Genomic DNA, 12,217 nt, shown 5'->3' on the forward strand with positions numbered 1-12,217 from the left:
TCGCCGACCACGTCACCCGGCCTCAGGTCCGCGCAGAGCCGCGCCGGACCGTTCGCCGCGCAGGAGCAGCACGGAGCAGCCGAGCAGGCCGACAGCGGCGAAACCGAAGCATCCCCACAGGCCGGTGGTTCCGGTTCCGAAGCTGCCGGGTGCCATGCTCTGGAGACCGGTCACCGCCGCGACTCCCAGTGCGCCCCCGGCCTGCTGGGCGGCGGTCAGGGCACCGGACGCGGTGCCCTGGTCGTCCAGTGACGCGGCGGAGCTGGTCAGCATGACCGCGGCTGGGTACGTCAGGGCGATGCCGCCGCCGACCAGGAGGGCGGCCGGCAGCAAGTGTGTCAGGTAGCCGCCGTTCTGCACGGTGGTGTAGAGCAGTTGCCCCAGCGCGATCACGGCGAGTCCGCCGAGCAGCAGCCGGGTGGTGGGACGACGGTCGGCCAGGCGCGCCGCAGGAGTGGAGAGGACGCCCACGGCGAGTCCCTGCGGCAGAAAGGCGAGCCCCGCCGCCATGGCGGAGTAGCCCTGACGGTCCTGCAGATCAAGGGCGACCAGGAACATCGCACCCGTGATCGCCGCGAACGCGCTGCCGAGAGCGACACAGGAAGCGACGACGCGGCGATCGGCCATGAGGGCCGGGGGCAGCAGCGGGACCGGGGACCGGGCCTGGGTCGCGAAGAACGCGGCCGTCGCCACGAGGCCCGTACCGCCGACGACTGCGATCCCGGCCGGTGATCCGGTCCCGAGCCGCCCGATCGTGTACACCACGGCGATCAGGCCGCCGGTGATCAGCAGCGCGGGCGGCCAGGCGATCCGCCTCCGGGCCGTCCCGGAGCGCGTGGTGTCACGGTCGAGGACCCGGGTGCCGAGAGCCACGACCAGCAGGCTCAGCGGCACATACAGGAAGAACGCGGCCCGCCAGCCGAAAGCCTCGGTAAGTACGCCGCCGACGACGACTCCGAGGGAGAAGCCCGCCGCGCCCATCGCGCTGAAGACACCCAGGGCCCGGTTGCGTGCGGCACCCTCCGGGAAGCTCGTGACGATCAACGCCACCGCCGCGGGCGCGGTGACGGCGGCGCCCACGCCCTGCAGTGCCCGGGCGACGGTGAGCAGCACGTCCTCCTGGGCCAGTGACGCGCCGAGTGAGCTCGCGCCGAAGAGAGCCACTCCGGTGAGGAACATGCGCCGTCGGCCCCACCGGTCCGCACACGCGCCGCCGACCAGGAGCAGTCCCGCATAGGTGGCGAGAAAGGCGCCCGCGACCAACTGCAGCTGGTCGGGCCGGAGGTCGAGGCTGCCGCGAATGCCGGCGAGCTGCACGTTGATGCTCGACAGGCTCATCCCCTCGAAGAGGATGGCCGTGCAGAGGACGAGGAGCTTCGTCCAGGCCCGCGTGCCGAAATGGAAGTCGAGCTCGGATGATGTGGGCTCGGATGGTTCCGGACTCATGTCCGCTCGGGCTCCTTGAACGTCTTGGACGGTGGCGACGGGACGGGTCGGCGAGGCGCCGGGACAGGCGCCGATCGGGATCTGGCCAAGTGGTAGGCCGCGCGCAGGTCGTCGCCGTCGTAGCGACTGCGCGCGAGCTTGCGCAGGCTCTCGGTGGCGTTCACCGCGACGGTGTGCTCCAGCGCGCGGAACAGCGGGATGTCCGAGCCGGAATCGCCGTACGCGACACAGGAGTCACGCTCCAGGCCGTGAACGGCGCGGAGGCGGTCCACGGCCTCCACCTTGCCCGCCGGGGTGAGGATTCCCGCCGGGTCCGGCAGGGCGCGCAGCGGCAGCGGGGGAAAGCGGGAGGCGACCACGTCGTCCACCCCGAAGGCCGTGAGTCGCTCGGCGAAGAAATCCGGCGACAGGGTCACCACGGCCGAGCGTTCGCCCCGACGCCGGATGTCCGCCAGTACGTCCCGCAGACCACCTATCCACGGGGCGGCGGCGAACACCTCTGCCGTGACGCGTGGGGTCAGGCCCTGCCAGAGCTGACAGATCCGGGCGGCGAAGGCCGAGGTGTCGACGGTTCCGGCGGCGAAGGACTCCTCCAGCCGTACGAGATCGGTCACACACCCCAGACGGCGGGCGATCTCCAGACTCGCGGTGGTGCCGCTGAGCAGGGTGCCGTCCATGTCGAACACATGCAGTCGGCTCATGGCAGGACCGGCCCGCCGTCCGGCGACGCCGCCGCGTACGGGGTCCAGCCGTCGGGGGCACGCCCACCCGCCCACAAGGCGAGCAGTGCGGCGCTGGCCGGGAACAAGGGCGCGGGCAGGGCCTCCGGGCGGGCCCAGATCCACTCGTCGAACACCTCCGGCTCCAGGACGGCCGGCACCGCGCTCCGCTCCGTCACCTCGGCCACCACACCCGCGGTCACCCGGGTACGGTCGGCGGCGGTGTGCAGGGCGACCGTGAAGACCCGTGCGTGACTCACCTCGTGGATGCCGCTCTCCTCGGCGATCTCGCGCACGGCGGCGGCCTCGAAGGACTCACCCGCCTCGACGTGGCCTCCCGGCAGGCACCAGCTCGCGGACTCCCCCCGCTTGATCCGGTGGCCGAGCAATACGGCGCCGTCGGGCCGGATCACCACGGCGCCGACACCGACAACGGGCGTACGGTGCCCGGAAGAAGCAGCCGTCATCGGGACCCCTCGAGTTCGCGCAGCGCGGAGTCCGCCGCGTAGTGACCGCTGATCATGGCCGCGACGATGCCGCGGAACAGGCCGCACGCGTCACCGGCGACCCAGGCAGGGGTGTCGAGCAGCCTGAGGTCACCGTCCACCTTCGGGTACCAGCCGACGCCCTCGAGCGTGGGGCCGATGAGCTGGGTCCCGTTGTTCCGCAGGTCAGGATATGCCTCCGCGAGGCGGGACAGTCCCCGCAGCATGATCTCGCGAAGTTCCGGGCCGTAGACGCGGTCGAAGGCCGCGAGCTGTTCCGGCTCGTCGTTCACCAGCGCGTCCATGGACAGGACGAAGTACGACTCCTCGTCGCCCATCGCGGCGAGCGCCGGTGCCAACGCCCGTCGGGCCACGGTCTCGTCCAGGATGCGGGTGTTGAAGCCCACGTTGGAGCGCCCCGTGGAAGGGCAGTCGGAGCGCCCGGACACGGTCCACAGGCCCTGGGTCTCGGTGAGCGCAGCCTCGCCGTCCCGGCAGGCGCAGAACGTCCGCCACTCCACGCTGCCGTCACCCTCACGGAAACGCAGTTTGGGGTCGAGCTGCCTCATGTCGCGGAAGAACGCCCGGTCGGCCGGCTGCTCGATCCGGAATCCCACCTCGAGCCGACGGAAGGACCGCTCTTCGGTCAGTTCACGCAGGCCGAGCGGGCCGAACCGGCCACTGGCCAACAGCAGTCGCCGGGCGACCAGTTCCGACTCCTGTCCCTTGGAGTCGCGCAGCGCCAGCCGAAAGTGGTCCGCGTCGCGGTCGTACGCCACGCTCTCGACCTCGAACTCGTCGAGGACGGTCGCATCGGTCGCGGCGACCATGTCGGCGGTCAGCCGCAGTCGCGCCTCCAGGGGCAGGTAGTCCGACGGATACTCCTTGAGGACCCACTCCCCGGCGCCGACCGTGTAAGCGGTCGGGTCGGAGGGAAACGGCGGGGTGTCCAGCCCGTAGGAGCCCAGCAGTTCGCAGGTCCAGGCGTAGGCGTCCCGCAGGTCGGAGGAGCGCGGCAGGGTCCACAGCTCGCTGGCCGACGGAAAGAACGAGAACTTGCCGTCCGAGAAGAGGCCCGCTCCGCCATGGCCGCGCGTCATGTCGGAGGCGGCATAGCGGTCGCGCTCGGTGACGGGCTTCCCGCCGTCGATCAACGCGACCGATATCGACGAGCCGGCGAGTCGCTGGGCGGCGGCGAGGCCGGCGGGGCCGGCGCCGATGACAGCCAGGTCGAAGGTGTTCACAGTTCTCCAATGGCAGGGGCGACAGGGGGGGAGCCGATGGTGCGGGGAACGGCTAGGCGCGTGTCCTTCGGGCGGAGCGGGCCGGGCGGGTCGACGCCAGCACGTCGAGGGCCTTGCGGTCGAGCTTGCCGGAGCCGGTGAGCGGCAGTGCCTCCACGACCTGATAGCGGTCCGGCACCATGTAGCGCGGCAGCACGGTCTGCGCGTGCTCGCGCAGCACACCGGTGGGCTTCTCGGGAGCGCCCTCGGCCTGCACGACGCAGGCGACGAAGAAGGTCGCCCCCGCCGCGGTGGTGATCACGGTGACGGCCGCGTCCTCGACCGTGGGATGGCTGCGGAGCGCGGCCTCGACTTCGCCCAGTTCGATGCGGTAGCCGCGGAGTTTGATCTGCTGGTCGTTGCGGCCGAGGTATTCGAAGGAACCGTCGGCCAGCTTCCGTGCCAGGTCGCCGGTGCGGTAGTAGCGGTCGGGTCCCTGCGGTCCGTCCAGCGTCACGAAGCGTTCCGCGGTGAGCTCGGGTCGGCCCAGATAGCCTTCGGCAACGCCGGTGCCGGCGATGAGCAGTTCACCGCTCTCACCGTCGGGAACCCCCCTGAGGTCCTCGTCACGGATCTCCAGCCGCAGATGGGGCAGTCCGGCCCCGATCGGCGAACGCACCGAGCCATCGAAGTCGGCCTGGGTCAGCACCCGATGCGTGGCGTACACCGTCGTCTCCGTCGGCCCGTACATGTTCACCGCGACCGGTGCGGTGCCGGGGTACGCCTTGAGGAAGCCGTCGACCACGTCCAGGTCCACACTCTCACCGGCGAACACCACGTACCGCAGATCCAGACCGGGGCGGCCGGCCTCCTCGTGGGCCATGGCCAGCGAGCGGAAGACGGACGGTACCTGGCCGAGGACGGTGACCCGCTGCTCGGACAGCAGCCCCAGGAACTCCGCGGGCGACTGGGCGATGCGCAGGGGCACGGTGACCGCGGTGGCGCCCGTGGACATGGACGCCCAGAACTCCCATACGGACACGTCGAAGCTGAAGGAGTGGAAGAGGGCCCAGCGGTCCTCGGTGTCCACGTCGAACAGGGGAAGCGCGCCGCGCAGCAGCGACAGCACATTGGCGTGCGTCACCACACAGCCCTTGGGGTTGCCGGTCGAGCCGGACGTGTAGATCACGTAGGCGGGCTCGGAACCGCTCAACTCCACGACCGGGATGGGAAGCTCGGCGGCTCCGTCGTCGTCCGGGGTCAGGACGGCGACCTCGTCCAGACCACAGGCCGTGGCCCGGTCGGGAGAGCCGACGAGGGTACGCACCCCGGCGTCCTGGACCATGTACCGCAGCCGCTCCTGCGGATACGTCGGGTCGAGCGGCACGTACGCCGCGCCCGCCTTCATCACCGCGAGGATGCCCACCGGGATGTCGGCGGACCGCTCCAGCAGCAGGCCGACCAGGTCACCGCTGCTCACACCGTGTGCGGTCAGCCGGGCGGCGAGGCGGTCGGAGGCGGTGTCGAGTTCCGCGTAGCTGAGGGTGCGGCCGTCGTCGTGAATCGCATCGGCCTCCGGGCGGCCGGCCGCCACCAGCCGGAACAGCTCCGGCAGCGACGTGGCGGCATCGAGGTGCGGTCGGGGGGAGCTGGGCAGGGAGGTGTCGCTCATGCGGGTCTCACAGCTTCTCGAGAACGGGTAATGGCGTGCCGCGGCGGCGATCGGGTCAGGCGGAGCCGTCGGCACGGAGCAGGTCGGCGAAGGTCTTGGCGAGGCCGTGCGCGAAGTCCTCGGGGACCTGCGGCCGTACGGCGTTGAGCACGACGAGCAGGCCGTCACCGGCGGGCCACACCTCGGCCTGGATCTCCGCCGGGATGCCGAGATACGGCAGACGGCGGAACTCGGCTCGCGCCCCGTCGAGGGCCAGACGCGCGGGCGCGTTGTCCTGGTACGCGAACAGGGTCTGGAAGAAGGGCGCACGGGTCGTACGCGGCGGGTTCACCAGCCGGACGATCTCCGGGATGCCCACGTCCTGGCAGGCGAACGCCGCCCGGACCAGCCGTCCGGCCTCGGCCACGGCCGCGTCGCCGCCCGCCGTCACGGTGCCGCCCACACGCACGCAGACCGTGCCGATGTGGCAGCCGACGGCCGACTCGAGGCGGGTGTCGATCCGCTGCGCCACCGGAACCCCGATGCCGAAGTCGTCCTGGCCGGTGAGTTCGGACAGCGCCTGGGCGTAGCGGGCGAGGAGAAGCGGGAAGCGGGTGAGCCCGGCGGCGGCCGCCTGCCGGTCGAGTGCCGCCGTCTCCGCGGCCCCGAGCGGCACTTCGACGCGCAGCACCTCGGGCACCTCGCCTCTCGCGCCCTCCGGTGCTGACGGGTAGCTGAGGTCCGGCACGCCCTGAAGCGCGGCCTTGAGGCGCGTTCGCTGGTCGTCCAGGCCGGCGGAGCGCAGATGCGCTTCCCGCATCGTCCAGGCCTGCTGCGAGGACGGAACGGAGGGGAGGGCGGGCTCGTCACCGGCGCGGCGGGCGTTGTAGGCGACGGCCAGGTCGTCCGCCAGGACCGACTCCGACCAGCCGTCGAAGGCCACGTGGTGCACGGCGTGGCCGAGCACCCAGCCGCCGGTCGCGACCGGCGCGAGGACGGCCCGCCAGAGCAGGCCCGACGTCGGGTCGAGGGGCGCGGCGAGCGCGGTACGGACGGCTGTCAGCGCCTCGGGCACCGACGAGGCGCCCGGCAGCCGCACCAGCTCCGGGGGTTCCGAGGCGCCGGGCAGCACGAACGTGCGTCCGCGGTCCATCGTGTACGTGGAGTGCAGTGCGGGGTGCCGGCCGTGTACGTCGGCCATCGCGCGGCCCATGGCCCGCTCGTCCAGGTCGCCTTCGCCCACCCAGGCACCGAGGCAGTGCCCCGCCAGATCGTCCGGCGCGATCAGGTGCCGGGTGAGGAAGCCCTCCTGGGCGGGAGTGAGCGGCGTGCGGTCGGTGCCGCCCTCCGCGGGGGCGTCCGCCGGGGTGACGTGTTCCACGGTGTGCAGCCAGGCTCCGAGTGCGCCCGGCGTCGGGTGGCGGAACAGCGCGGACACGGGCACCGGGTGCCGCAGCCGGGCCGCCAGCCGGGCACAGACCCGGCCTGCTCCGAGGGAACTACCGCCCAGCGCGGTGAAGTCGTCGTCCGGTGCCACCCCGGTGAGGTCGAGTACCTCGGCGAAGACCTCCGCCACCAGATCGATGTGCGGGTCCCCGGTCGACGCGGCCGACGCCTGTCCGACGCGGGGTGGGCGGGCCGCCAGCGCGGTCACGGCCTTCCGGTCGAGCTTGCCGGAGCCGGTGAGCGGCAGTGTCTCCACCACCTGGTAGCGGTCCGGCACCATGTAGCGCGGCAGCACGGTCCGCGCGTACCGGCGCAGTTCGCCCGCGGTCTCGGCGGGCGCGCCCTCGATGGGCACGACACAGGCGACGAAGAACGTCGCGCCCGCCGCGGTGTCGACCACGGTGACGGCCACGTCACGGACCCACTCATGGGCGCGGAGTGCGGCTTCCACCTCGCCGAGTTCGATCCGGTGACCGCGGAGTTTGACCTGCTGGTCGTTGCGGCCGAGGTATTCGAAGGAACCGTCGGCCAGCTTCCGTGCCAGGTCGCCGGTGCGGTAGTAGCGGTCGGGTCCCTGCGGTCCGTCCAGCGTCACGAAGCGTTCCGCGGTGAGTTCGGGTCGGCCCAGATACCCCGTGGCGACGCCGGTACCGGCGATCAACAGTTCCCCGACCTCGCCGTCGGCGAGAGGCCGCAGATCCTCGTCACGGATCTCCAGCCGCAGATGGGGCAGTCCGGCCCCGATCGGCGAACGCACCGATCCGTCGAAGTCCGCCTGGGTCAGCACCCGATGCGTGGCGTACACCGTGGTCTCCGTCGGCCCGTACATGTTCACCGCCACCGGAGCGCTGCCCGCGTACTTCTGCAGAAAGCCACTGACGACATCCAGATCCACGCTCTCGCCGGCGAACACCACATGACGCAGGGCCAGAGCGGGACGCCCCGCCTCCTCGTAGGCCATCGCCAACGACCGGAAGACCGACGGCACCTGACCCAGCACCGTCACCCGCTGCCCGGCCAGCAGCTCCAGGAACTCGGCAGGAGACTGCGCCACCCGCAACGGCACCGTCACGGCCGTGGCAGCCGAAGCGATACACGCCCACAGCTCCCACACGGACACATCGAAACTGAACGAGTGGAACAACGCCCAGCGGTCGTCCGCGCCCACCTCGAACAGCGGAAGCGCGCCCCGCAGCAGCGACAGCACGTTCCCGTGCGTCACCACACAGCCCTTGGGATTACCCGTCGAACCCGACGTGTAGATCACGTACGCCGACTCGTCCCCGGCCAACTCCACGATGGGAACGGTAAGTTCGGCAGACGTCGCGTCATGCGGGGCCAGTACGGCGACCTCGTCCAGCCCGTGGTCGGCGGCCTCCTCCACCGCGCCCACGACGATGCGTACGCCCGCGTCCTGAACCATGTACCGCAGCCGCTCGGCCGGATACGTGGGATCGAGCGGCACATAGGCACCCCCCGCCTTCATCACGCCCAGAATCCCCACCGGGATGTCCGCCGACCGCTCCAGCAGCAGCCCGACCAGGTCACCGCGTCCCACACCGGCGGCGGCGAGGCGTGCCGCGAGCCTGTCGGACGCCGCGTCCAACTCCGCATAGCTGAGCGTTCGGCCGTCGTCATGGACCGCCTCCGCGTCCGGGGAACCCGCGGCCACCAGCCGGAACAGCTCCAGCAGCGAGGTGGCGGCATCGATCGGACGCCGGTCTGCTGACGCGGCGGGAGAGTTCGTCATCGGTCGTCGTCTCACACATTCTCGAGAAGGGGCGGGACCAGCGGCACAGGTGCGGGATTCAGCGCACCGGCTCGGGGTGCGCCGGGCTCGGGTCCGCCTGGGCGGCAGCCTGCTTGGCCGCTTCGGCCGCTCGGGCAAGGGGCGGGCAGGCGAGGCCCGCGAACAGCAGCAGGGTCGCCAGGAGCACCCAGCCGATCCGGCCCTGGCCGACCGCGAGGGCGGTGACGAGGAACGGGCCCGCGGTCTGCTGCAGCCCGCGGCCGAGCGCGAACACCCCCTGGTACTCGCCCTGTCTGCCGGCCGGCGGCAGATGGAGGGAGAGTCCCCACGAGCCGGCGGCCTGGCTGAGCTCTCCGAGCACGAGCACGGCCGTTCCGACGAGCAGCAGCGGTACGGCCACCACCGCCGAGACGTTCTCGGTCAAGGCGAACACCAGGCAGCAGGCCGCGAGCAGCACCCCGGAGCGGCGCAGCGTCCGCGCGGCGCCCGCAGCGGTCTCGGCGCCCCGGCTCGCGGCCACCTGGAAGGCAATGACCAGGACGGTGTCCAGGATGAGCAGAACGGCGTTGACCGAGCTCGGGGCCTCCGTGTGACCGATGATCCACAGGGGGAGAGCGACCATCAGGATCGGCTGGTAGAACTCGAGCACACCGCACAGCAGCGCCAGCGAGACGAACCTGATGTCCCGAAGGCCCGAGCGAGACCTGGGCTCGGCGGGAGAGTCCGGCTCGGCGGCCTTCTTCGCCCTGCCCGGCAGTCGCCAGGTGATCACGGCGCAGCAGGCGTGCGCCACCGCGGTGAGCAGGGCGACCGCGTAGAAGGCGGACCGGCTGCCGACCGCGAGCGCGCTGCCCGCGATCGCCGCGCCGAGCATGAAGCCCACATTGAACAGGCTGCGCATCTGGGCGCTCACGCGGACCCGTTCGTCCGCCGGGAAGACCTCGTGGGTCAGGGTCATCCGCAGCGGATGCGAGGAGGTCTCGCAGACCGAGACGAGGGCGGCGAGCACCAGGAAGCCGACGAACCCCGTGACACCGCAGTACGTGGCGAACAGCATGGTCAGCGCGGCGTAGGAGGCGAGCAGCGGAAGGCGGGCCCCGAACCGGTCGGCGAGGCGGCCGATGGGCACCGTGCACGCCATCCCGGCCAGGCCGGCGACGGAGAGTCCGGCGCCGACCTGGCCTGCCGACAGGCCGATGGCACTCTGGAAGAAGATGGCGCTGGCGGTCAGGAAGAGTCCGAAACCGGTCGCCTGCACGACGGTCAGTACGGCGAGCCGGCGGGCCGGCCCCCGCGCGGGCACGAGGTCGCTCGCCCAGGAGCGGATCGCCTTGACGGCCGGATTGCTTGCCACAGTCGCGTCTACCTTCGAGTCTCATCGGTCATGGTCGGTTCGGTGGGACTGCCCGTCGGGGTCCGTCGGGGTCCCGGGACGGCCGTCGCGGCGGCTCAGGCGCTGTGGTTCGCCAGCTTCTTTGCGATGACCTCCGCGACGGCGGCGTCACGGAGCAGCGCCAGCGTGCCGGCCGACGTGAAGGCGTGGGTCTCCGTGGAGCCGGCCAGGGGGCCCCAGTCGGCCTCCGGGCGGTCCGCGTCCTCGGCGAGCTGGATGACGGTGACCTCACCGCCGTACGGGCGCGGCTCGTAGTGCTCCTGGGCGAAGACGCCGGCGGCCCAGACAGCCTGCCGCCAGTGCAGGTCGGCGGGGTCGACGCCCTCGTCCAGCCAGGCGATGTCGACCATGCCGCGCAGCACCCGCTCCTGGTCGGTGTACAGGTCGGGCACCGAGTACCGCTCGCGCAGCGAGGTGAGCCGGAAGTCGTACAGCTCGCGCAGCCCCCAGGCCGCGTCCAGTTCGGTGGTGCCGGGCGGCATGGTGTTGATCACGGCGAGCACGGCGACCTCCTCGCCGTTCGCCTCCAGCTGCCGCGCGATCTCGTACGCGATCCGACCGCCCGCGCACGGGCCGACGAACAGGTACGGGCCCTCGGGCTGGACCGCGCGGATCTCCTTCAGATAGCGCGAGGCCATCTCCACGATGGAGAGCGCGGGTCGCTCGCGACCCCACAGCCCGGCCATCTCCAGCCCGTAGGCGGGCCGTTCGCCACGGAAGGTGTCGACCAGGTCGGCCATGAAACGGACGTTGCCCGTGCCCCAGTGGAAGCAGAAGACCGGAGTGCCGGTGCCTTCCGGAGCCAGCGCCACCAGGGTGGTCGAGGGCTCGGTCCGCATCGGGCTCAGGCCGCTCTCCCACACCGTGCTGAAGTCGGGGTCGGCGCCCGCGGCAGGCGCGGCGGTCGCGGTCGCGGCACTCAGGGCGTCCGCGATCGCGGCCGCGGTCTTGTGCGTGTAGATGTCGTTGGCCGCGAGTTCCAGACCGCGCTTGCGAGCCTCGGTGACGACGTTGACGATCAGCAGCGAGTAGCCGCCGAGCTCGAAGAAGTCGTCGTCCGGCTCGACGTCGACATCGAGCAGGTCCTCCCAGATCTCGCTGAGGATCTGTTCGATGTCATTACGGTTCAACGCCATGGGGGCGTCCCTTCTGATGGTGATACGGGTGGGAGGGGCGCCGGGTCAGGCGGGCGCGCCCACGGTGTCGGGACGTCGGCTGGTGATTCCCGTGAGGATTCCGCCGAGTTCGAAGCTCTCCGGCGATCCGGCGGGGGTGAACGCGCTGACGATGAGGTCGATGAGGGGGCGCGGCCGGAACAGCTCGATGCCCTTGCGGTGCAGCTCGTCGAGGTCGTCCCGGCGGAGATGCGAGTAGTACCCGGCCGCGGCGGGGTCCTGCGGTCGGTCCTCCCACCGGCCGTCGTCCGCGGCCCGCCGGATCGCGTCGAGGAGGAGCCCGGCGGCCTGCCCGCGCTGGGCTGCCATGTTCTCCAGGACCGAGCGTCCGTAATGGAGTGGGGCGCGCGACAGCGAGATGACGCCGCCCGCGTCCCAGTCCTCGTCGACCCGGTGCAGGGTGAAGCCGGCCTCGGCCTCCGCGTGCAGCATGGAGCGGGCGAAGGTCAGCACGCCGCGGTACCGCGGCAGGATTCCGGGATGCAGGTTCGCGAAGAGGGTGGGCGCTCCCGGAGCCGGACGGAAGTGGTCGATGAGCGGCGCCCGGAACTTCTGGTAGCAGCGGACGGAGAATCCGGCTCGTACGTCCTCGGCCGCCAGATAGGCGAGGAACGCCGGGTCGTTGACGTCCTCGACGACCCGGACCACCACCTTGTCGCGGTGCAGTCTGGCGATGCCGGCCGGGGACAGCAGGGCACCGTGCAGCGGGGCCGACAGGCTGTCGAGATAGGGGTAGACACAACTGCCGAGCAGCGTGCGCTCGTAGTGGAACAGCTCACGCAGCTCGGGTTCGGCACGGGCGCCGGGCTGTTGGTTGGTGTAGCAGATGTAAGGGGTGTGGCCGGCGCGCAGGACATCGTTGAGCACCTGGCCGACGATCAAGTGGGACGTGATGTCGTTGCCGACAAAGAACGCCACCCGCATGAGGG

9 protein-coding genes are annotated in these 12,217 nt (G+C 71.5%); all 9 read right to left on the reverse strand.

The features are described 5' to 3' along the window. Positions 1-12 precede the first annotated feature (12 nt). The gene (locus tag ACIPPM_RS06015; RefSeq protein ID WP_401443525.1) at positions 13-1,446 is read right to left on the reverse strand and encodes an MFS transporter; all 1,434 of its coding nucleotides are present in this window, start codon (positions 1,444-1,446) and stop codon (positions 13-15) included. After that, positions 1,443-2,147, reverse strand: a complete 705-nt coding sequence (locus tag ACIPPM_RS06020) for an HAD family hydrolase (RefSeq protein ID WP_401443528.1) — start codon at positions 2,145-2,147, stop codon at positions 1,443-1,445. The genes ACIPPM_RS06015 and ACIPPM_RS06020 overlap by 4 nt, the downstream gene beginning before the upstream one ends. Then, positions 2,144-2,632 carry an NUDIX hydrolase gene (locus tag ACIPPM_RS06025; RefSeq protein ID WP_401443531.1) on the reverse strand — a complete coding sequence of 163 codons (489 nt, stop codon included), beginning with the start codon at positions 2,630-2,632 and terminating at the stop codon, positions 2,144-2,146. The genes ACIPPM_RS06020 and ACIPPM_RS06025 overlap by 4 nt, the downstream gene beginning before the upstream one ends. Further along, positions 2,629-3,894, reverse strand: coding sequence for an FAD-dependent oxidoreductase (locus ACIPPM_RS06030; protein WP_401443533.1), 1,266 nt, complete (start codon positions 3,892-3,894; stop codon positions 2,629-2,631). Before ACIPPM_RS06030 ends, ACIPPM_RS06025 begins: the two co-directional genes overlap by 4 nt. Before the next feature lie 52 nt (positions 3,895-3,946). Beyond that, positions 3,947-5,545, reverse strand: coding sequence for an amino acid adenylation domain-containing protein (locus tag ACIPPM_RS06035; RefSeq protein ID WP_401443536.1), 1,599 nt, complete (start codon positions 5,543-5,545; stop codon positions 3,947-3,949). A 55-nt stretch (positions 5,546-5,600) separates the two neighbouring features. Further along, positions 5,601-8,720 (reverse strand): amino acid adenylation domain-containing protein, encoded by a 3,120-nt coding sequence (locus ACIPPM_RS06040; RefSeq protein WP_401443538.1) that lies wholly within the window; start codon positions 8,718-8,720, stop codon positions 5,601-5,603. A 58-nt stretch (positions 8,721-8,778) separates the two neighbouring features. Continuing rightward, on the reverse strand, positions 8,779-10,074 hold the full coding sequence (locus ACIPPM_RS06045; protein ID WP_401443540.1) for an MFS transporter: 1,296 nt from the start codon (positions 10,072-10,074) through the stop codon (positions 8,779-8,781). Between the two features lie 95 nt (positions 10,075-10,169). After that, positions 10,170-11,249, reverse strand: a complete 1,080-nt coding sequence (locus ACIPPM_RS06050) for a thioesterase domain-containing protein (RefSeq protein ID WP_401443543.1) — start codon at positions 11,247-11,249, stop codon at positions 10,170-10,172. 45 nt (positions 11,250-11,294) lie between these two features. Beyond that, on the reverse strand, positions 11,295-12,212 hold the full coding sequence (locus ACIPPM_RS06055; RefSeq protein WP_401443545.1) for a formyltransferase family protein: 918 nt from the start codon (positions 12,210-12,212) through the stop codon (positions 11,295-11,297). Positions 12,213-12,217: the final 5 nt, after the last annotated feature.

The sequence above is a fragment of the Streptomyces sp. NPDC090119 genome, from assembly GCF_044747085.1.
Taxonomy (GTDB): Bacteria; Actinomycetota; Actinomycetes; order Streptomycetales; family Streptomycetaceae; genus Streptomyces.